The sequence below is a fragment of the Brachybacterium netajii (SeqCode) genome, assembly GCF_054114245.1.
On sequence record NZ_JBSYXB010000007.1, the window covers coordinates 88,454 to 109,652 of the forward strand.

General features: G+C 72.7%; 16 protein-coding genes and 1 tRNA gene. 6 read left to right on the forward strand and 11 right to left on the reverse strand.

Features of this window, described 5'->3' with window-relative positions; all coding sequences use genetic code 11:
• The first annotated feature begins 13 nt into the window (after window positions 1-13).
• On the forward strand, window positions 14-565 hold the full coding sequence (locus tag ACXET9_RS12835) for an NYN domain-containing protein (RefSeq protein ID WP_457887026.1): 552 nt from the start codon (window positions 14-16) through the stop codon (window positions 563-565).
• A 67-nt stretch (window positions 566-632) separates the two neighbouring features.
• On the opposite strand, the gene ACXET9_RS12840 is transcribed toward ACXET9_RS12835, so the two are convergent.
• On the reverse strand, window positions 633-2,318 hold the full coding sequence (locus tag ACXET9_RS12840) for an MDR family MFS transporter (protein WP_457887027.1): 1,686 nt from the start codon (window positions 2,316-2,318) through the stop codon (window positions 633-635).
• A gap of 111 nt (window positions 2,319-2,429) precedes the next feature.
• Between ACXET9_RS12840 and ACXET9_RS12845 the strand changes: the two genes are divergently transcribed.
• The gene (locus ACXET9_RS12845; RefSeq protein ID WP_457887028.1) at window positions 2,430-3,113 is read left to right on the forward strand and encodes a TetR/AcrR family transcriptional regulator; all 684 of its coding nucleotides are present in this window, start codon (window positions 2,430-2,432) and stop codon (window positions 3,111-3,113) included.
• A gap of 167 nt (window positions 3,114-3,280) precedes the next feature.
• Here ACXET9_RS12845 and ACXET9_RS12850 read toward each other — a convergent pair.
• From ACXET9_RS12850 to yczE, 4 genes are all read right to left on the reverse strand, one after another.
• Window positions 3,281-3,364 (reverse strand) — tRNA-Leu (locus tag ACXET9_RS12850).
• Between the two features lie 143 nt (window positions 3,365-3,507).
• The gene (locus ACXET9_RS12855) at window positions 3,508-3,807 is read right to left on the reverse strand and encodes a ribosomal protein L7/L12 (RefSeq protein WP_457887029.1); all 300 of its coding nucleotides are present in this window, start codon (window positions 3,805-3,807) and stop codon (window positions 3,508-3,510) included.
• A 59-nt stretch (window positions 3,808-3,866) separates the two neighbouring features.
• The gene (locus ACXET9_RS12860) at window positions 3,867-5,225 is read right to left on the reverse strand and encodes an amino acid permease (RefSeq protein ID WP_457887094.1); all 1,359 of its coding nucleotides are present in this window, start codon (window positions 5,223-5,225) and stop codon (window positions 3,867-3,869) included.
• A 125-nt stretch (window positions 5,226-5,350) separates the two neighbouring features.
• On the reverse strand, window positions 5,351-6,025 hold the full coding sequence (gene yczE, locus ACXET9_RS12865; RefSeq protein ID WP_457887030.1) for a membrane protein YczE: 675 nt from the start codon (window positions 6,023-6,025) through the stop codon (window positions 5,351-5,353).
• Between the two features lie 60 nt (window positions 6,026-6,085).
• On the opposite strand from yczE, the gene ACXET9_RS12870 reads away from it, so the two are divergent.
• Window positions 6,086-7,555 (forward strand): aminotransferase-like domain-containing protein, encoded by a 1,470-nt coding sequence (locus tag ACXET9_RS12870; RefSeq protein WP_457887031.1) that lies wholly within the window; start codon window positions 6,086-6,088, stop codon window positions 7,553-7,555.
• Between the two features lie 121 nt (window positions 7,556-7,676).
• Here the strand turns inward: ACXET9_RS12870 and rplI are convergent, their stop codons facing one another.
• The 4 genes from rplI to rpsF form a co-directional block, all read right to left on the reverse strand.
• Window positions 7,677-8,144, reverse strand: a complete 468-nt coding sequence (gene rplI / locus ACXET9_RS12875) for a 50S ribosomal protein L9 (protein WP_457887032.1) — start codon at window positions 8,142-8,144, stop codon at window positions 7,677-7,679.
• A 17-nt stretch (window positions 8,145-8,161) separates the two neighbouring features.
• Window positions 8,162-8,398, reverse strand: coding sequence for a 30S ribosomal protein S18 (rpsR, locus tag ACXET9_RS12880; protein ID WP_010533203.1), 237 nt, complete (start codon window positions 8,396-8,398; stop codon window positions 8,162-8,164).
• 121 nt (window positions 8,399-8,519) lie between these two features.
• A complete protein-coding gene (locus ACXET9_RS12885; protein WP_457887033.1) occupies window positions 8,520-9,098 on the reverse strand; it encodes a single-stranded DNA-binding protein in 579 nt (192 codons plus the stop codon).
• Between the two features lie 143 nt (window positions 9,099-9,241).
• Window positions 9,242-9,532: a 30S ribosomal protein S6 gene (rpsF, locus tag ACXET9_RS12890; protein ID WP_457887035.1), complete on the reverse strand. Its 291-nt coding sequence runs from the start codon at window positions 9,530-9,532 to the stop codon at window positions 9,242-9,244.
• Window positions 9,533-9,717: 185 nt separating this feature from the next.
• On the opposite strand from rpsF, the gene ACXET9_RS12895 reads away from it, so the two are divergent.
• Window positions 9,718-11,856: a S9 family peptidase gene (locus tag ACXET9_RS12895; RefSeq protein ID WP_457887036.1), complete on the forward strand. Its 2,139-nt coding sequence runs from the start codon at window positions 9,718-9,720 to the stop codon at window positions 11,854-11,856.
• 61 nt (window positions 11,857-11,917) lie between these two features.
• On the opposite strand, the gene ACXET9_RS12900 is transcribed toward ACXET9_RS12895, so the two are convergent.
• Window positions 11,918-14,695 carry a transglycosylase domain-containing protein gene (locus tag ACXET9_RS12900; protein ID WP_457887037.1) on the reverse strand — a complete coding sequence of 926 codons (2,778 nt, stop codon included), beginning with the start codon at window positions 14,693-14,695 and terminating at the stop codon, window positions 11,918-11,920.
• 211 nt (window positions 14,696-14,906) lie between these two features.
• On the reverse strand, window positions 14,907-16,334 hold the full coding sequence (locus tag ACXET9_RS12905) for a CCA tRNA nucleotidyltransferase (RefSeq protein WP_457887095.1): 1,428 nt from the start codon (window positions 16,332-16,334) through the stop codon (window positions 14,907-14,909).
• 251 nt (window positions 16,335-16,585) lie between these two features.
• Here ACXET9_RS12905 and ACXET9_RS12910 point away from each other — a divergent pair, with 251 nt between their 5' ends.
• Complete coding sequence (locus tag ACXET9_RS12910) at window positions 16,586-19,438, forward strand: DUF6049 family protein (RefSeq protein ID WP_457887039.1); 2,853 nt, start codon at window positions 16,586-16,588, stop codon at window positions 19,436-19,438.
• Window positions 19,435-21,168, forward strand: a complete 1,734-nt coding sequence (gene murJ / locus ACXET9_RS12915; RefSeq protein WP_457887040.1) for a murein biosynthesis integral membrane protein MurJ — start codon at window positions 19,435-19,437, stop codon at window positions 21,166-21,168. The genes ACXET9_RS12910 and murJ overlap by 4 nt, the downstream gene beginning before the upstream one ends.
• Window positions 21,169-21,199 lie beyond the last annotated feature (31 nt).

The window sequence follows — 21,199 nt, forward strand, 5'->3', positions numbered from 1 at the left end:
GTAGGGTCGACCCATGACGGAACGCACCACCTTCCTCCTGGTCGACGGCGAGAACATCGATGCGACGCTCGGCGTCTCCGTCCTGGGGCGCCGCCCCCAGCCCGATGAGCGTCCGCGCTGGAACAAGCTCCTGTCCTACGCCGAGGAGACCTGGCAGCAGGAGGTCCGCGGCCTGTTCTTCCTGGCCGTCGGCGACTCCCTGCCGATGAGCTTCGTGCAGGCGCTGCTGGCGCTGGGCTACAAGACCATCCCGCTGCGCGGCGAGGGCAAGGTCGTGGACATCGCGATCCAGCGCACCGCCGAGGCCCTCGTCGAGCGCGATGCCGACGTCATGCTGGTCAGCCACGACAGCGACTTCGCCCCGCAGATGACGCAGCTGGCCGAGGACCCCGAGCGCCGCACCGGCATCGTCGGGTTCCAGGAGTTCATGTCCAACGAGCTGCGGACCGTCCCCGGGATCGAGTTCTTCGACCTCGAGTACGACGTCTCCGCGTTCACCGGCCGCCTGCCGCGCGTCCGGATCATCGAGATCGACGAGTTCGACCCGCTCGAGTTCATCCTCTGACACGGCCGACGGGCCCGCGCCGACGATGCGACCGTCGGCGCGGGCCCGTTCTGCATCCCCGTCGGGATCAGACCCTCTGCGGCTCCTTGGCGGGATCCGACGGGTCCGCGGGATCCGACGGGTCCGCGGGATCCGTCGGGTCGGCCTCGCCCGTCAGGCCCTTCCCGTCCGCAGCATCCACGGCGGTCCCGCCCAGGTCCTCGCCGAGGACGGCCTCGCCGCGGGCGACCAGGCCCGTCTCGTGCGAGAGCGGGATCTGGCGCAGGAACAGCGCGAGGATCAGGGCGGCCACGAGGAACGGCAGCACATACCAGAACACGGGCGTGAGGGCGTCGGCGTAGGCGCCGACGATGCCGTCGCGGACCGCCTCGGGCAGCTCCGACATGCTCGCCGGATCGATCGTCGCGGCCGCCGAGGCCGCGTCGCCGCCGCTGGCCCCGGACTCGGAGAAGACGGCGATCAGGCGCTCGGTCAGGCGCGTGGTGAACACGGTGCCGAAGACCGCGGTGCCGAGGGAGGCGCCGACCTCGCGGAAGTAGTTGTTGGTGCTGGTGGCGGTGCCGACCTGCGTCGCCGCCACGGAGTTCTGCGCGACCAGCACCATGATCTGCATGATCAGGCCCATGCCGGAGCCGAACACGAACAGGTAGGCGCAGATGACCCAGATCGGGGTCTGCGCGGTCATGGTCGCGAACAGCAGGGTCCCGATGATCATGACGGCCGCGCCGACGATCGGGTAGACGCGGTACTTCCCGGTCTTCGCGACGAGCGCGCCGGACAGGATCGACATGCCCATCATCCCGGCCATCATCGGGATCAGCAGCAGACCGGACTCGGCGGCGGAGGTGCCGGAGGCCATCTGCAGGAAGGTGGGCATGAAGCCGATCACGGAGAACATGCCGATGCCGAGGGCGAAGCCGATCAGCGTGGCCTGCATGAACAGCCGGTTCCGGAACAGGGAGAGCGGGATGATCGGATCCTCGGCGCGCGACTCGATCAGCACGAAGGCCGCGGCCGCGACGAGGAAGGCGGCGCCGAAGAGCCAGGTGGTCGCCGCGTCCCAGCCGTGCGCGTCGTCCCCGCCGAAGTCGGCGAAGAGGATCAGCGAGGCCGTCGTGATCGACAGCGCGACCACCCCGGGGATGTCGATCCTCCGGGTCGCGCGCTTCGTCGGCAGCTTCATGGCGACGACGCCGACGATGAAGGCCGCGATGCCGACGGGGATGTTCACGTAGAACGCCCAGTTCCACGTCAGATGATCGACGAAGTAGCCGCCGAGCAGGGGCCCGGCGACCGCGGACAGGCCGAAGACGCCGCCCATGACGCCCATGTACTTGCCGCGCTCGTCGGCGGGCGTGATGTCGGCGATGATCGCCTGCGAGAGGATCATCAGCCCGCCGCCGCCGAGGCCCTGCAGACCGCGGAAGATCACGAACATCCAGAAGTCGGTGGCGACGGCGCATCCCACCGAGGCCAGGGTGAACAGGCCGATGGCGATGAGGAACAGGTGGCGGCGCCCGAGGACGTCGCCGAACTTGCCGTAGATCGGCATGACGATCGTCGTGGCGAGCAGGTAGGCGGTGGTGATCCACATCTGGTGGTCCACGCCGCCGAGCTGGCCGACGATGGTGGGCATGGCGGTGGAGACGATCGTCTGGTCCAGGCTCGACAGCAGCATGCCGGCGAGCAGGGCCGCGAAGATCGTCCAGACCCGACGTCGGGTCAGCACCATGGGTGCGGCGGTGGTGGTCATAGGGCCTCGGTTCCGATCGACGCGCTGCAATCTGCAGTCTCTGCAGTCGGGAACTTTAGTCACTGCATCTTTGTGCGTCCAGCAGGGTGTGGCGCGCCGTACTGTGGGGGCATGAGCGAGAAGTCCGCCCCGGCAGCGAGGACCCGCGGCGAGCGCACCGCCGACGCGATCGAGAGGGCCGCCGTCGACCTCGTACTCGAGCACGGGTACGACGAGGTCACCGTCGCGATGATCTGCGACGTCGTGGGCATAAGCCAGCGCACATTCTTCAACCACTACCCGGCGAAGGAGGATGCGCTCCTCGGCCGCCACATGCCGCACATCGACGAGTCCGCGGTGCGGCGGTTCATCGTGGGGGACGGTCCGATGCTCCTCGAGGCGATGGGGATCGTGACCGCTCCGCCGGACGTCGAGGCGGTCTCCCTCGACGAGCGCCTGCAGGTGATCAGCTCGCATCCGACGCTGATGACGGCGCAGATGCGGCGGATCCTGGCCCTGGAGGCCGATCTGCGCGAGATCATCGAGCTGCGGGTGCGACACCAGCACCCCGACCGCGGCGAGGCGGAGATCCGCGACATCGCCGTGGTGGTCACCCATCTGATGGCCGGCATGATCCGCGTCGTCGGCACCTTCTCCCATGAGCGGTCCGCCCACGCGGCCGCCGCGGAGGCGAGCGGAGCCTGCACGGAGGCGGGCGGAGCCTGCGCGGAGGCGGGCGGAGCCGCCGGCTATGCCGACACGCTCGAGCATGCGCGCGCGATGCTGCGGATCGTCCTGGACGACGCGGCCCGCTGATCGCGCCCGCGCCTCCGGACTGCTGCGCGGCGCGGGCCGCCAGGAGACCGAGAGGCCCCGGGGACCGACGAGCCCGACGACCGAAGCGCCCGACCACCGAAGCACCCCGGCATGACAAAAGTCCCCATGGTCAGCATTTCTGCTGGCCACAGGGACTCTGCCTGCGGTGCGCGAGGGGGGAGTTGAACCCCCACGCCCTTTCGGGCACACGGACCTGAACCGTGCGCGTCTGCCTATTCCGCCACTCGCGCATATCTTCGACACCAGGCTGTACACACCAACGCCGAAGGTTCCTCAAGATTACCCTGCAAGAACCCGACGAACAAACCGGAACGGGCCAACGTAACGCACGCCACGTCAGCATCCTGCCCGTCGGCCGGACGGGGCGCCGGACTCAGCCCAGGAAGCCTCCGCGCGAGCTCCGCTCGTAGTCCTCGATCGTGTCCTTGGCCTCCTTGAGGCCGACGCCGGTGTGCTCGCGGTAGAGCTTGATCGCCTGGATCTTCGCGCCCTGCGCGAGGGCCTGGTCGATCTCGGCGGTCATGCCCGGTCGGGCGCTCCCGCGCATCGCGGAGAGCTCCGCCTCGCCGACGCCCGCCCGCCGCGCGAGCTCCGTGACGAGGCCCTCGAGCGACCTGATCCGGCTGCGCAGGGTCTCGTTCTCGCGTCGCAGCTGCTTCGATTCTCCGAACATGGCTCCAACCTATCCGGTCGCCGCCCGACGGGCTCAGCGCGCCGGCCCAGCCCGCCGGCTCAGCGCATCGACTCGGCTTCGGCGAAGGCCTCGTCGACGTCGGCCGGGTCGATCCGGCGGCGGGCGACCGCGACGTACAGGACCGTCGCGACGATCACCGCGGGGATCCCGACCATCGCGGCGACCTGCATGCTCTCGCGCACGAAGACGGTCGCGAAGACCGCGAGCAGGCCGATGATGCCGACGCAGGCGGTCACGATCCCCCCGGGCATGCGGAAGGTCGCGCCGTCGACCCCGGAGCGGCGGAACGCGATGTAGGTGATGAGGATGAGCAGCCAGACGGTGATCACCGCGAACACGACGAGGCTCATCATGTAGCCGAACACGCCGCCGACGCCGCTGAAGGCGAGCACCGCGGCGCCCACGATGCCGATCGAGCTCGCGCCGATGCCGACCAGCGGCACCCTCCGCGCCGTCGTGCGGGCGGCGATCCGCGGGGCGAGGCCGTCGGAGGCGAGGGAGTGGAGCATGCGGGAGCCAGCATACAGGTTCGCGTTGGCGGCCGAGAGCGCGGCGATCAGCACGATCAGGTTCGTCACCGAGGCCGCCCCGGGCACGCCGATGCGGTCGAAGACCATGACGAAGGGCGAGGTGGCGACCTCTCCGCCGGAGGAGGCGGCCTCGCGCCAGGGCACCAGGGCGAGCACGATGCCGATGCACAGGACGTAGAAGAAGGCCAGGCGCACGATCGTCGTGCGGGCCGCGGTGCGGATGGAGCGAGCCGGATCCTTCGCCTCGGCGGCGGTGATCGACAGCAGCTCGATCCCGCCGAAGGAGAACATGACGACCGACAGCGCCACCCACACGGATGACCAGCCCATCGGCAGGAAGCCGCCGTCGGACACGAGCCGGTGCAGCCCCGGGGCGCTCTGCTCGGGCAGGCCGAACACCACCAGGAACAGGCCGATCGCGATGAACACGAGCACGGCGACGACCTTGATCGAGCTCAGCGCGAACTCGACGACGCCGAAGGAGCCGACGCTCGCGAGGTTGATGCCCACGATGATCGCCGCGAACACCAGGATCCCGGCCCAGATCGGCACCGCCGAGAACCAGTAGGCCAGATAGGCGGCGCAGGCGACCAGCTCGGTGCCGGTCACGCCGACGGTCACGATCCAGTACAGCCAGCGCGCGAGATACCCCCAGTAGGGCGAGAGGTAGCGGGCGGCGAGGGTGCCGAAGCCGCCTCGGACGGGATGCCGGGAGGCCATCTCGCCCATCGCCAGCGCGATCGTCGCGGCGATCACGGAGCCGAGCGCGAAGGAGAGGATCGTGGCCGGGCCGGCGTAGCCGATGGCCTCGCCGGAGCCGAGGAACAGACCCGTGCCGAGCGCGGAGCCCATGGCGATCATCGCCATCTGGCCGTGCCCGAGCGAGCGGGCGAGCGCATGGCCGCCCGCACCGTCGGAGGACGGCGGAGCGGCCGACGGATCCGTCGGCGGGGTCGCGGGGTCGGGGAGGGGAGTGCTCACCCTGCAGGAGCCTAATCCGCGGCGACGGGCTCCTCCGGCAGCGGCGCGTCCCGACGGCGCACGGCGAGCGTGGTCCACGGCAGCACATGGTGGACGATCGGGCCGATGCCCAGGGCGTACACGATCGTCCCGAGGCCGACGGGCCCGCCCAGCAGCCAGCCCGCCGCCAGCACGGCCACCTCGATCACCGCGCGGACGGGACCGATCCGCAGGCCCCAGCGATGGTGGATGCCGGTCATGAGGCCGTCGCGGGGGCCCGGGCCCAGCTGGGCGCCGATGTAGACGGCGTCGGAGACGGCGTTCAGGACGAGCCCGCCGACGAGCAGCGCCACCCCCGCGAGCGCGCTCTCGGCGGGCGGGACCAGGCGCAGCGTGAGATCCATGGAGACGCCCACCCAGATCGCGTTGGCGAGGGTGCCGATGCCCGGCTGCTGCCGCAGCGGGATCCACGCGAGCAGCACCAGGAAGCTCGTGATCACGGTGACGGTGCCGATGGTGAGCCCGGTGCGCTCGGCGATCGCGACCGACAGCACGTCCCAGGGGGCGGCGCCGAGGCCGGCCCGCAGGATCAGCGCGATGCCCGCGCCGAAGCCGGTCAGGCCGAGGGCGAGGGTGAGCAGGCGCAGGGGAAGGCGGTCGAGACGCAGCTGCTCGCGCAGCGGGACGTTCTGGAGGGGAGCGGGCATAGGAGCATCCTGCCGGCATCTGGCCCCGTGCCATAGGGCCAATCATGGTTCACTGGCCCCGTGGCCTCCCCGCTCTCACCCCTCTCACCCCCCTCACCCCTCGCCCCGCTCCCTGCTCCGCCGCTGGTCCCGCTGCTCGGCGCGCCGCCGGCGGAGGGCCGCACCGAGTGGCTGACGGCGCGCCTCGTCGCGCTCGCGACCGAGGGACGGCTGGCGCCGGGGATGCGTCTGCCCTCGGAGCGTCGCCTCGCCGAGCAGCTCGGGCTCTCCCGCGGCACCGTCGTGCGGGCCCTCGACGCGGCCCGGGACCGCGGCGTCCTGGCCTCCCGCCAGGGGTCGGGGCGGGTCGTCCTCGCGCCGCCGGGGCGGTCGCGCCCGGTCGAGTCGCTCACCGCCCGCACGCAGTCGCCGCCCGCCGGGACCGTCGACCTCCGGGCGACCGTCCTGCCGCCGCATCCGCGCCTGCAGGAGGTCGCGGAAGCGGCCGTCGGCGACCTCGTCGACGATGCCGCCTGGGGCAGCGTCCCGGCCGACGGCCTGCCCGAGCTCGTCGAGGCGATCTGCGCGCACTACGCGCGGCGCGGGCTGCCGACGGAGCCCGAGCAGGTGCTCGTCACGACCGGGGCCGTCAGCGGACTGCACCTGGCCCTGCGGGCGGTGACCTCCCCGGGCGCCCGGGTGGGGACGGAGAACCCCGGGTACCCCAACACCGCCCGGGTGATCGCCGCCGCGCGTCGGCGCCCGGTGCCGCTCGACGTCGCCGACGCCCATGGCGAGGTCCTCGTCCGGGCCGTCGGCTCGGGCGCCCTCGACGCCGCGGTGCTCACCCCCGACTTCCACAATCCCGGCGGCCGCCTGCTCGGGGCCGCGGACCGCTCGCGCCTGCTGCGCGCCGCGGCGAGCACGGGGACGCCGCTCCTGATCGACGAGACCCTGACCGGCATGGCCTGGCGCCCGGGCATCCTGCCGCCGGCGCCGGTCGCCGGCTCCGGGGCGCGGACGGTGCTCGTCGGCTCCGTCTCGAAGTCGCTGTGGGCAGGTCTGCGGATCGGCTGGATCCGCACCGCGCCGGAGATCGCCGACGCGATCTCCCGGATCCGCCTCGGCGTGGACCTCGGGGCCCCGCCGCTCGAGCAGCGCATCGCCGCCCGCCTGCTCTCCGCCCCGGATCCCGACGTCGACGTCGACGACGACGCGGGCCGCTCGCCCGCCGTCCCCGCCCATCGCGCGCACATCGCCGCCTCCTACGAGGTCGCGGCGGGGATCCTGCGGGAGCGGCTCCCGCACTGGGAGTGGCGCGAGCCCGACGGCGGCCTCTCGATCTGGGCGACCGGCACCCGGCGTCCTGCCGCGGAGCTCGTCGAGGAGGCCGGCCGACGGGGCGTCGCGCTCAGCCCCGGCGCGCTCTTCTCCCCGAGCGGCACGGGCTGGCCGCATGCGCTCCGCATCCCCTTCTCCGGGCGCGCCGACGAGCTGCGTCGCGGCCTCGAGGTGCTCGCCGAGATCGAGGCGGAGGGGCCCGGCCGCTGACGTCCGGCCCGACCGCCCGATCCGACGGCCCCGGACATGCAGGAGCGCCCCGCACCTCGGAAGGTGCGGGGCGCTCCGGGAACGGCGCGAGGCGCCGTTCAGGGCAGGCTGATCGCAGGGATCAGGCCTTGGCGCCCTTCGCGGCGACGACCTGGACGACCAGGTTCGCGAAGATGTCCTCGTGCAGGCGCACGGTGACCTTGTGCTCGCCCAGCGCCTTGACGGGCGTGGGGAACTCGACCGTGCGACGGTCGATCTCGCGGTCGAACGTCGCCTTGACGCCGTCCGCGATCTCCGAGGAGGTCACGGCGCCGAAGAGGCGGCCGTTCTCGCCGGCGCGCTCGGCGACGACGATCGGCTTCGACTCGAGGGCGGCCTTGAGGGACTGGGCGTCCTCGATGCTGGCGATCGCGCGCTTGCCGCGCGCGGCGCGGATCTGATCGAGCTGACGCTGTCCGCCCTTGGTCCACGGGGTCGCGAGGCTGCGCGGCAGCAGGTAGTTGCGCGCGTAGCCGTCCTTGACCTCGACGACGTCGCCGGCGGCACCGAGGCCGGAGACCTCGTTGGTGAGGATGAGCTTGGTGGTCATGTGCTTCCCTTCCTCGCTCAGCGACCGGAGGTCGAGTAGGGCAGCAGGGCGATCTCGCGGGCGTTCTTCACGGCCTTGGCGATCTTGCGCTGCTCCTGGACGGACACGCCGGTGACCCGACGGGCGCGGATCTTTCCTCGGTCGGAGATGAACTTGCGCAGCAGCGCAGCATCCTTGTAGTCGACCGTCTCGAGGCCTGCGGCCTTCAGCGGGTTCTGCTTCTTCTTCGGCTTGCGAAGAACAGGCTTAGCCATCGTGGTGCTCCTTCTTCCTAAAGGGAGCCCGGGCATGCACCCGGGATGGATTGATGTTGTCGATGATGCGGTGCGGGGTCAGCGGCGCGTGCGATGCACGGCGCGACGCCCCCGTCGCCGATCAGAAGGGCGGGTCGTCGTACCCGCCCTGGTTGCCGCCGCCGGCCCACGGGTCGGCGCCCGCACCCTGGGGTGCGCCGCCGCCGTAGCCGCCCTGGCCACCGCCCTGCGGGGCGCCGCCGTAGCCGCCGCCCTGCTGGCCGCCCTGCTGGGCGCCGTAGCCGCCGCCCTGCTGGCCGCCGCCGAAGCCGCCGCGTCCGCCGCCCCCGCCGCCGCGCTGCACCTTGACGGGCTTCGCGGTGGCGTAGCGGAGGGCCGCGCCGACCTCCTCGACGTCGAGCTCGATGGACGTGCGCTGGTTGCCCTCGCGGTCCTGGTAGGAGCGCTGCTTGAGACGGCCCTGCACGATGACGCGCGAGCCCTTCTCGAGCGACTCCGCCACGTTCTCCGCGGCGTCGCGCCAGATCGAGCAGCGCAGGAACAGGGCCTCGCCGTCCTTCCACTCGTTCGCCTGACGGTCGAAGGTGCGGGGGGTCGACGCGACGGTGAACGACGCCACTGCCAGCCCGGACTGCGTGAAACGCAGCTCGGGGTCGGCGGTGAGGTTGCCGATCACCGTGATGACGGTGTCATTCGCCATGGATGCTCCTGTGCTCCGAGGTCGGATGGGTGGTGCGGGTCGGTCGCCGCCCGAGGGGGCGCGACCGGCGATGGTGCCCGCGCCTCAGGCGACGGGCGAGGTGCGGGGCGCCCTGCCGCACTGCGACGCGGCGCCCCCGACGATCACTTGGACTCGGCTCGCATGAGCTTGGTGCGCAGGACGGACTCGTTGAGGCCGAGCTGGCGGTCGAGCTCCTGGGCGGTGGCGGGCTCCGCGGTGAAGTTCAGGACGATGTAGATGCCCTCGGACTTCTTGTCGATCTCGTAGGCGAACTTCCGCTTGCCCCAGACGTCGACGTTGTCGATGGTGCCGCCCTCGGTCGGAACGACCTGGACGAGCTTCTCGAAGGTCCCGCTGACGGTCCGCTCATCGACGGACGGGTCGAGGATGACGACCATTTCGTAAGCGCGCATGTTCTGGTACCCACCTCCTGTGGTCTCTGCGGCCACGGTCTCTCCGTGGCAGGAGGGTTCATGCCGTCCGCGGCGCTGCGCCGGCGGCGCATGTCACGGACCGTCCAACCCTACCCGGCGACACGCGTACCGGCCAGGGCCCCTGTGGACGTGCGCGGGGGATCACAGGCGGATAGCGTGCCGCCATGGAGCCCACCGACATCGAGCTGCTCACCGCTCTCTCGCGCCCGTCCCTCGCCCCCGACGGCTCCTTCGCCGTCCATGCGTCCTCCCGCCCCGACCTGCGCGCCGATCGCGCCGTCGGCCAGATCTGGCGGACTGACCTGCCCGCCGCCGGTCCCGCCGGATCCGCCGGTCCCGAGGCGTCCGACGATCGTCCCGCGCCGCGCCGGCTGACCCGCGGCGTCCACGACACCGCGCCGCAGGTCTCGCCCGACGGCGAGACCATCGCCTTCCTGCGCCCCGACGACCGCGACCGCCCGCAGCTGCACCTGCTCGACGCCCGCGGCGGCGAGCCGCTGCGGCTGACGGACGAGCCGCTGGGCGTCTCCGCCTTCCGCTGGGCGCCCGACGCCTCGCAGCTGGTCATGCTCGCCCGGGTGCCCGAGGCGGGCCGCTACGGGAGCGTCGAGGGGCTCGCCGCCGCCGCGGAGTCCCCGCGCCGCATCACGACGGTCCGCTGGCAGGCCAACGGCCTCGGCTACGCGACCGACCGCACCACGCAGGTGTTCGTGCTGGACGTCCCGTCCCTCGAGGATGAGCCCGCCTACGCGTCGGCCCCGCAGCCCGACGGCACGCCGGCGTCCCCCGCCCTCCTGCCCACCGAGCCGCTGCAGCTGACCGAGGAGGGCGCCGAGCACTCGTCGGCCGTCTTCACCGCCGACGGCTGGGCGGTGCTCGCGATCCGCGAGGAGTTCGAGACCGACCGCCGGGACCTGCGCAACCAGCTCGTGTCGATCCCGCTCGACGGGGAGGAGGAGACGATCCTGCTCGATGCCGAGGACGGCTTCGCGATCTCCTCGCTCGCCGTCGCGCCCGACGGCGCGATCCTGCTGCTCGCCTCGACCCCCGCCGAGGGGCGGAACTTCGTCGCGCCCGACACGGCGCTCTGGATCCTCGAGCCGACCGACGCCGAGGACGCCCCGATCCCGGGCTTCACGGCGCCCCGCCGGCTCACCGATCCCGCGGTCCACGAGGTGGGCGGCACGGGCATCGGTCCCGTCGCCCTCGACGAGGACGTGCTCGTCGGCCTCCTCTCGCGGGGCCGCACGCACCTGCTGCGCGTCGACCGCGCGGGGACTACCGCGACGATCCTGGACGGCGACGTGCAGGTCACGGGCATCGATGCCGTGCGCACCTCCGACGGCGACCGCATCCTCGCCGCGCTCACGGCGCCGGCCTCGCCGGGACGCCTCGACCTCCTGGACCTGCCCCTCCCGGCCGCGGACGCGCCGCCGGCCGGATCCGCGGCCGGCGAGCCGGTCGGATCCGCGGCCGACGGTCGTGCCGCCGCGCGGACCCTCGTGGACATGGGCGCGGCGCTGGACGGCGTCGAGCTGGCCGCGCCGACGGAGCTCGAGCTGACCGGACGCTCGGGATACCCGGTGCACGGCTGGGTGGCCGCGCCCGAGGGCGAGGGCCCGTTCCCGACGATCCTGCTGATCCACGGGGGCCCGCACGCCGCCTACGGCGTCTCCCTGTTCGACGAGGTCCAGACCCTCGTCGCCGCCGGCTTCGCGGTCGTGTACGGCAATCCCCGCGGGTCCGCGGGCTACGGCCGCGAGCACGGCCGCGCGGTCCGGCGCGGCTTCGGCACCGTCGACGCCGACGACGTCCTCGACCTGCTCGAGGGCGCGCTGGCCGACGACGGCCGCCTCGACGCCGAGCGCCTGGGCATCATGGGCGGCTCCTACGGCGGCTACCTCACCGCCTGGACGATCGCCCACGACCACCGCTTCCGCGGCGCGATCGTCGAGCGGGGCTTCCTGGATCCGCTGAGCTTCCAGGGGACCAGCGACATCGGCAGCTACTTCGGCGACGAGTACATCGGCACCTCCGCCGAGGACATCGCCCGCCAGAGCGCCTTCGCGATCGCCGACCAGGTGCGCACGCCCACCCTCGTGATCCATGCGGAGCAGGATCTCCGCTGCCCCCTCGAGCAGGGGACGCGCTACTACGCGGCGCTGCGCCGCGCGGGCGTCGACGCCGAGATGCTGATCTTCCCCGGCGAGGACCACGAGCTCACCCGCAGCGGACGGCCCCGCCATCGCATCGAGCGCTTCGAGGCCGTCCTGGGCTGGTGGGAGCGCATCCTCGCCGACTGACCGCCGGCGGGCGGCCGAGGGGCGGCCGAGGGGCGGCCGACGAGGGTCGGCCGCCCGGGCGTCAGCCCCCGGTGGTCTGGCCGGAGCCGTCGCCGGCCGCGGTGCCCGAGTCGCCGCCGCTCGAGGACCCGTCGCCGGACCCGCCGCTCGAGCCGCTGTCGCCGCCGCCGGAGGTCGAGCCGCCATCACCGCTGTTCCCGGAGCTCCCGCCGCTGCTCCCCGAGTTCCCCGAGTTTCCCGAGTTGCCGGAGTTCCCTGAGTTGCCGGAGTTCCCTGAGCTGCCGCTGTTCGAGCTGTCGTCGCCGTCGCCGGATCCGTCGTCCCATCCGCCGTCGTCCTCGGGCTCGGTGGTCTCCTGCTGGGTGGGCTCCTCGGTGACCTCGGGCTCAGGCTCGGTGGTGACCTCGGGCTCGGGCTCCGTGGTGGCCTCCTCGCTGGGCTCCTCGGTGGGCTCCTGGGTGGCCTCCGTCGTCGTCTCCTGCGTGGGCTCGGAGGTCCTCGGAGCGGACGTCGTCGGCGTCTCGACGACGCGCTCGTTGGGGAGGTCCACCTCGTCGGCGAAGTCGATCTGCTCCTCGCCCGCGAGGGCCTGGGACATGATGCCGCCCCAGATCGCCGTCGGATAGGAGCCGCCGGTGATGTTGGTGTAGCCGCCCCAGGCGGTGAGCGGCTCCTCGGTGCTGCCGTCCTCGGAGGGCTGGAACATGCCGACCGCGGTCACCAGCTGCGGCGTGTAGCCGACGAACCAGGCCGAGCGGAAGCTCTCCGAGGTGCCGGTCTTGCCGGCGACCTCGCGCCCGTCCATCATGTCGACGAGATCGTCGGCGGAGCCCGTCGAGGGCGGCCCCTGGAGCGCGACGGTCGCGTTGGTGGCGACCTCCTCGGAGATGACCTGCTCGCCGTCGTCCTCGTGCTCGAAGTCGACGGACCCGTCGGAGGCGACGACCTTCTCGATGTAGTAGGGGTCGTGGTGGATGCCGCCGGAGGCGATCGTCGCGTACGCCTCGGCCATGTTCATGACCGTCGGCGAGGCGGTGCCCAGCACGTTGGAGGCCTCGGCGTTCAGGCCCGTGGTGTCCTCGGGCAGGCCGAGCGTCACCGCGGTCTCCTGCGTGCGCTCGGGGCCGATGTCGATGTTCAGCTCCGCGTACGCGGTGTTGACCGAGTGCGTGGTCGCCTTCGAGAGGGTGATCCGGCCGTAGCTGGTGGAGCTGAAGTTGTTGACCGTCCAGGTGCCGTCGTAGTACGTCTGCGGCGAGTTCCCGTTCAGCCGGGTGGTCAGCGGATAGCCGTCCTCGAGGGCGGCCACGAGCGTGAACGCCTTGAACGTCGAGCCGCCCTGCATCTTGGACTGCGAGGCGTCGTTGATCGACTGCGTGACGTAGTCCGCACCGCCGTACATCCCGCGCACGGCGCCCGTCGAGGGATCGATGGTGACGGTGCCGACGCGGTTGCGCTCGGGACGCTCGCCGATCCCCTCGACGCCGTCGACCGTGGCCTGCTGCACGTCCTTGTCGAAGGTCGAGACGATCGTGTAGCCGCCGGTGTTGAGCTCGTCCTCGGTGTAGCCCTGGTTCAGGAGCGTGTTCTTGACGGCCATGATCAGGTAGCCGTCGGTCCCGCCGAGCGAGTTCGAGGTGGTGGTCGCGACCGTCTCGGGGAACTCGAGCGCGTCGGCCTCGGCGGCGGTCAGGAAGCCGGTGTCGTTGACCTGGCGCTCGATGACGCGGGTCCACAGCTCCGAGGCCTTCTCGGCGTTGACCGCGGGATCGTAGATCGACGGGCCGGGGATCACCGCGACCAGGAGGGCGGCCTCCGCGTCGGTGAGGTCGGCGGCGTCCTTGCCGAAGTACGCCTGGGCGGCCTCCTGGACGCCATAGGCGCCGCGGCCGAAGTAGATGGTGTTGAGGTAGCCGGAGAGGATCTCGTCCTTCGACAGCTGCTGGTCGATCTTGATCGCCATGAACATCTCCTGGACCTTGCCGAAGTAGGAGGTGTTCGTGCCGGTGTAGTAGCGCTCGACGTACTGCTGGGTGATCGTCGAGCCGCCCTGGCGGGAGCCGCCGGAGAAGTTGTTGACGAGGGCGCGGATGATGCCCTTCGGGGAGATGCCGCGGTTCTCGTAGAACGTCGAGTCCTCGCTCGCGACGACGGCATCCTTGATGTTGTCGGGGATGTCGTCGTCGTCGATGACGGTGCGGTTGATGTCGCTGAAGTGGCCCAGCTCCGTCTCGCCGTCGGAGTAGTAGACGCGGGTGGTCTGCGCGAGCGCGAAGTCGGAGGCCTCGGGCACATCGGTGGTGTTGTACAGCCAGACGGTCGCGCCGAGCCCCGCGAGCACGAACAGCGCCATCGCGCCGACGATCATCCGCAGCGAGGGGATCCAGCGCCAGGGGTTGCGCGCGTTGGCGCGCGGGTAGTTCAGGAAGTTCTTCGGCGCCTGCTTCTGCTTCCGGCCGCGCGACCCCGCGGCGGCGCGGGAGGTCGATGCGGCGGCCGTGCGGGACCCGGCGGCGCCGGTCCCGGCGTGGCGGGCGTTGACCGAGGTGCGGTTCGTCGAGCGGCCGCCGCTCGCGGCCGACGCCCTCGCCGCCGGTGCCGCCGACCGGCTCCCGGCGGAGGACGAGGAGGCGCTGGCGCTGCGGCTCGTGCCCGCCCCGGCTCCGCCGGTGCGGGCCGTGCGCGAGGTGTGCTTCGACGGCGGCTGCGCGGACGACGAGGAGCTCGCGGCGGATCGGGTCGCCGACGGGCCCTGCGTGCGGCGCACTCCGGCCGCGCGGCGTGCTCCGCCGTTCGACGATCGGTTCGATCGCCGCGACGAGCGTCCGGAATCGCTCATGACTGCTGCTCCTGGTGCGTCGGGGGCACGGACGGGCCCGCCGGAAGGCGGCGGGCGGCGCCCGCCGGGCGGCGGGGCGACCCATAAGTATGAGCAGACGGACCTGTGTCCGGAACGCGGCGGCGGCGAAGGACACACGGTGTCCACGTCAGGCCGCGGACCCTCACATCTCCCTCACGTCCGCCGCGACACGGATCGCAGCGGCCGCGGATCAGCCCTCCGCGGTCCCCGTCGAGCGAGCCTCCCACCAGGCGCGCAGCTCCGCCTCGGCGCGCTCCTCGCCGAGCGGGCCGTGCTCCATCCGCAGCTCGAGCAGATGCTGGTAGGCCTGGCCGACCTCGCGCCCGGGCGCGAGACCGAGGATCTGCATGATCCGGTTCCCGTCGAGGTCGGGGCGGATCCGGTCGATCTCCTCCTGCTCGGCGAGCTCGGCGATGCGCTGCTCGAGGTCGTCGTAGGAGCGGGAGAGGTGGCGGGCCTTGCGGCGGTTGCGCGTGGTGACGTCGGCCCGCGTGAGCCGATGCAGATGCTCGAGCAGGTCGCCGGCGTCGGCGACATAGCGGCGCACGGCGGAGTCGGTCCAGGGCGCGTCCGCGTAGCCGTGGAAGCGCAGGTGGAGCTCGACGAGGCGGGCGACCTTCTTCGTGGTGTCCTTGTCGAAGGTCAGCGCGCGCATCCGCTTCGCCGCCATCTTCGCACCCACGGTCTCGTGGAAGCGGAAGGTCACGGCCCCGCCCTCCTCGAAGCGGCGGGTCGCGGGCTTGCCGATGTCGTGGAGGAGCGCGGCCAGGCGCAGGATCAGGTCGGGGCCCTCGCAGGGGCCGCCGCTGCCGGCCGGGCTCTCGAGGTCGATCGCCTGCTCGAGGACCGTCAGCGAGTGCTCGTAGACGTCCTTGTGGCGGTGGTGCTCGTCGAGCGTGAGGCGCATGCCGGGCAGCTCGGGCAGCACGTGGTCGGCGAGGCCCAGCTCGACCATGAGCTCGAGGCCGCGGCGGGGGGCGACGCCCAGCAGGAGCTTGGTGAGCTCCTCGCGGACCCGCTCCGCCGAGACGATGGTGATGCGCTCGGCGAGGTCGGCGATCGCGGCGGCGGTCAGCGGCTCGATGCGGATGTCGAGCTGCGCGACGAAGCGGACCGCGCGCATCATCCGCAGCGGGTCGTCGTCGAAGGACTGCTCGGGGGCGACAGGGGTGCGCAGCACCCCCTTGGCGAGATCGGAGAGGCCGTCGAAGGGGTCGACGAGCTCGAGGGACGGGATCCGCACCGCCATCGCGTTGACCGTGAAGTCGCGCCGCGAGAGATCGCCCTCGAGGGTGTCGCCGTAGGCGACCTGCGGCTTCCGGCTCGAGGGATCGTAGGACTCGGTCCGGTAGGTGGTGATCTCGACCTTCACCCCGTCGCGGATGCCGCCGAGGGTGCCGAACTCGCGGCCCATGTCCCAGATGCCGCCGTCGCGGGTCCAGGTGCGCAGGATCGCCTCGGTCTGCTCGGGGCGCGCGGAGGTCGTGAAGTCGAGGTCGGCGCTCGACCGGCCCAGCACGGCGTCGCGCACGGGCCCGCCCACCAGGGCCAGCTCATGGCCGGCGGCCTCGAAGCGGCGGCCGAGATCATGGATCTCCTCCGGCAGCGCCTCGAACATGGAGGTCGCGCGGGTGCGGGCGATCTCGAGCCGCCGGGCGGCCTCGGCGGCCGGGTCGGCGGCGGCATCGACGGCCGGGTCGCCAGCGGCATCGACGGATCCGACGGCGGGGTCGGGGGTGCTCTCGGCGGAGGGGGCGGCAGGCTCGGTCACGGGCGATCCTCGGGGCGCGAAGGGGGCGGGCCGCGGGCCGTCCGGCTCGGGAGACGGCACGCAGGTCCTCTACGGTAGCGGCCGCTTACAGTGTCCCCATGCCCACGCCCCTGTCGCCGTCGCGTCCGCTCCTCGCGGTCCTGCTGGCGTTCCTGATGCTCGCGGGCCCGGCGCTCGCGGGAGGGCTCGTGCCGGCGCTCGCACCGAGCGCGATGGCATCGGTGAACACGCAGGTCACAGCCGCATCGGGCACGGTCGCGAGTCCGGCGGCGCCGGATGATGGGGAGGCCGACCACGGGACTGCGAGCTCTGACGACGCCCCCGTCGCGCTCGACCTCGTGTCCCTGGATCCGACCTCCCTCGCCCCGGGAGGCACCCTCACCGCCGTCGTCGCCGTGACCAACACCTCGTCGCAGCCGATCGAGGCGGCCGCACTCGAGCTGCGCACCCGCAGCTCGCGCGTCACCGATCGCACCACCATCGCCCAGTGGCAGGAGGCGACGGGGCCCGACGAGGTCGGCGAGGCCGCCGCCGTCTCCGACCCCTCCGGCAGGATCGCCCCCGGCGCGACGGCGCAGCTGACCGTGTCCGTCGCCGCCGACGACCTCGGCTTCTCCGCCGAGTCCTACTACTGGGGCACCCGCCGCATCTCGCTGACGGTCGTGACCGGCGAGCTCGTGACGGTCGAGGCCGACGACACCGACGGCTCGACGGACTCCGAGAGCGCATCCGCCGCGGACGACGCCTCCGGCGCCGGCACCGCCGTCGACGGCACGAGCGGCGGGACGAGGACCTCCGTCGCGGGCGAGGCCGTCGCCTCGCTGCGCACCTTCGTGGTGTGGCGGCCCTCAGGCGCGACGGACGCGATCACGCAGTCCGTGCTGCTGCCCGTCGCCGCCGAGGATCCGGGAGCGGCGGTCGTCGACCCCGATGCCCTGGCGGCCTCCGCCGAGAACGGGGCCCTCGCGACGGTGCTCGCCCTCGCCCCGCGCGACGACGTCGACTGGTGGCTCGACCCGGCCCTCCTGGACCCGCCGATCACGGCCGAGAGCACCACCGGCTCCGGCGACGGCACCGACACCGACACCGACACCGACGAGGGCACCGGCGACGGTTCCGCCGATGGCACCGGCGAGGAGGCCGGCGGCAGCACGGACGACGGGTCCGGAGACGACTCGCTCGCCTCCGACGCGGGCGGTGCCTCCGACGCCGGGGGCGCCGACGACGCATCCGGTGAGTCCGGCGAGGCGGCCGGCGACGGCGGCACCGACGGCGAGGGTGACACGGACGGCGAGGACGGCACCGACGGCGAGGGCGACAGCGGCGAGGGCGATGCGTCCGATGGCCCGACGGTCTATTCCGAGGACGCGCTCTCGGCGCAGATCGCCGACCAGCTGGTCGCGGCCGTCGGCGACCGGACCGTGCTCGCCATGCCCTACGCCCGGGCCGATGTCGAGGGCCTCGAGAGCGCCGGGGCCGACGACCTCCTGTCCGTCCTCACCGACCGCGCCGAGGCGACCTGGGCGTCCACGGGAGTGTCGCCGCAGCTCACAGCCCTCTCCGTCGACGGCGCCGCGGCCGATGCGGATGCCCTCGAGACGGCGTCCGCGGCGGGCGCCGAGGCCGTGATCGTCCCGTCGGCCTCGATCCGCACCGACCTCGCCTCGACCGTCACCCCCAGCTCGGCGACCGTCTACCGGTCCTCCGAGGATGCCGACCCGCTGACGCTGCTGGCCCCGGACTCGGGGCTCTCCGCCCAGCTGTCCTCCCTGACCTCCGACGCGGACGCCGAGCTCGTCGTGCAGCGGATGCTCGCCGAGACCGCGACCGTCGCCTCGGAGTACGCGACGGCGCCGCGGCACCTGCTGCTCAGCACCCCCACCCTCGCCGGTCTCGACGCGGACGCCGTGGCCGCCGCCCTCGACGCCTTCGACGAGGCCCCGTGGATCACGGAGGGCAGCACCGCCGATCTGCTCGACGCCGCCGCGGAGGACGGGATCACGACCGACGCCCTCTCCGAGGACGGCGGTCTCTTCGGGACCGCGGAGGTCGGCCCCGAGGAGGTCGTGCCGTCGGCCGTCGGCGCCGACGGCCTGCCCGCGCATCTCGACGAGTCCGCGGCCGCGGAGGCGGGTGCCGAGCATGTCGACCGGAGCCTCGTCGCGGCCGTCGAGGGCACCTGGGACAGCCTCGACCTGCTCGCCTCGACGATGGAGGACGCCTCCTCGCTCGAGCCCGCGCGTCGGGCGCTGCTGACCTCCGTCTCGTCGGCCCTGCTGGAGGAGCCGCAGGCCGGCGCGGACCGTGCGGCGGCGGCCGCGGCCGAGACCGCGGAGCTCTTCGACGCCCTGCACGTCGTGCCCGCCTCGGGCTACAACCTGATCTCGGATGCGGCGGGCGTCCCGATCACCATCACCAACGATCTCGACTCCTCGGTCACGGTGCGCATCGCGGTGGAGGCCGACCGTCCGCTCGTGCAGATCACGGACCGGCCGGTGGTGACCGTCCCCGCCCACGGCCGGGTCGAGACCACGGTGCCGGTCGAGGCGATCGCCAACGGCACGGTCACCCTGACCACCCGCCTGACCACGGAGGACGGCCGGACCCTGACCGATCCCGTCGAGGTGCCGCTGACGGCGAACCCGGCCTGGGAGAACTGGACGACGATGCTGCTCGTCGTCGGCATGGGCCTGCTCGTCGTCGTCGGCGTGCTGCGCGCCCGCCGCGTCGGCGCCTCGACCCGCGCCCCGGCCGTCCACGGCCCCGAGGACCCGGTCGCGCTGTCGGAGACGGGCGTATCCCGCCCCGCGGGGGAGGCCGACGACGGCCCCGCACCGCCCACGACCTCCGAGAGTCCGACGTCCGCGACCCCGACCCCGACCCCGACCCCGACCACCGAGATCCCACCGCCCGACAGCCCGCCGACCGAGACCCCGGAGGAGAGGCCATGAGCGACGACAGCACGCTGCGCTCCCATCACGTCCCCCGGCATCGCCGGCGCGGGACCCCGTCCTCGCGCTCGCGCCTGATGCAGGCGAGCGTCCTGATGGCGTCGGGCTCGATGGTCTCGCGCCTGCTCGGCTTCGTGCGGAACTACCTGTTCGGCATGGTCCTCGCCGGATCGGCGACCTCCGCCGCGAGCGCCTTCAGCGCCGCGAACGCGCTGCCGAACACGGTGTGGCTGCTCGTCGGCGGCGGCACGCTGAACGCGATCCTCGTGCCCGCGATCGTCCGCGCCGTGAAGCAGCCGGACCGCGGCAGCGAGTACATCTCGAAGCTCATGACGCTGGTCGTGACCGCCTCCGCGGCGCTCACCGCCGTCTGCATCGTCGCGGTCCCGCTGCTGCTGGTGCTGACCAGCGGCGTCCTGCCCGCGGAGACGTACGCGCTGGCGGTCCAGATGGGCTACTGGATGATGCCGCAGATCCTGTTCTCGGCGCTGTACGTGATGTGCGGGCAGCTGCTGAACGCCCATGACTCCTTCGGGCCGTACCAGTGGGCGCCGGTCATCAACAACCTCGTGGCGATCGTCGGTGCGCTGCTGTTCCTGGGCCTGTGGGGCGCCGCCGGCGACCCCTCGCAGTGGACCCTCGGGATGATCATCGCGATCGCGGCGATCAACGTCGGCGGGTCCGCCTCCCAGGTCGTGTTCCTGACCTGGTACGTGAAGCGGCTCGACCTGCGCCTGCGGCCCGCCTGGGGCCTGCGGGGCCTGGGGCTCGGCAAGCTCAGCCGGCTGGGCCTGTGGACCCTCGCGATGCTGGGCCTCGGCCAGATCGGCGTGTGGGCGGCGCGCTGGTCCACCGGCGGTGCGGTCGCGATGACCGAGCAGCTGCAGGGCCGGCCCGAGGAGGCCGCGCGGTATCCGGCGCTGCTGTCCCTGGACTGGGCCTATCTGGCGTTCATGATCCCGCAGGGGATCATCGCGGTCTCCCTGGTCACCGCGACCTTCCCGGCGATCTCGCGGCATGCGGCCGAGGGGGCGCACCGGTCCGCGCTCGACGGCTATGCGCGCACCAACCGCCTGCTCGCGATGCCGATGCTGCTGTGCACGGCGATCTTCATCGCGCTGTCCGGGCCCATCATGTGGGTGATCGGCGGCGGCACCGGCGAGATCGCGGCCCGCGCGAACGGGACCGTCCTGGTCGCCTACATGCTGGGGCTCGTGCCGTTCGCGGCGCTGTACCTGGTCAAGCGCGTGTTCTACGCGTACGAGGATGCCCGCACCCCGTTCATGGTGCAGATCCCCATCACGGTGCTCGCGCTGATCGCGGTGCCGATCATCCTGTTCGCGGTCGACCCGCGGTACGCGGCGGTGAGCGCCGCGGGCGTGTCGAGCCTCGGGAACCTGGTGGCCTGGCTGCTGGGCCTGTGGGTCCTGCGCCGGCAGTCCGCGCTGCGGGGGACCCCGATGGCCCCGCTGCGGGAGGGCCTCGTCCTGGGCGCCCGGCTGCTGGGCACGACGGTCGCATCCTGGCTGGTGGGGACGCTGATGGTGCTCGCGGCCGACGATCTGATCTGGTCGCACCGCGGCATGGCGGTCGTGATCGGCGCGGTGGTCGGGGTCGTGATGTCCGGAGTGTTCCTCGGCGTCGGCTGGCTGCTGAAGGTCGACGAGGTCCGCTGGGTCATCGGACTCGGCGGCACGGCTCTCCGCCGTCTGAGGGGCAGGACCTCGTAGCATGGAGAGCGCTCGAGGCGGTTCCACGCCG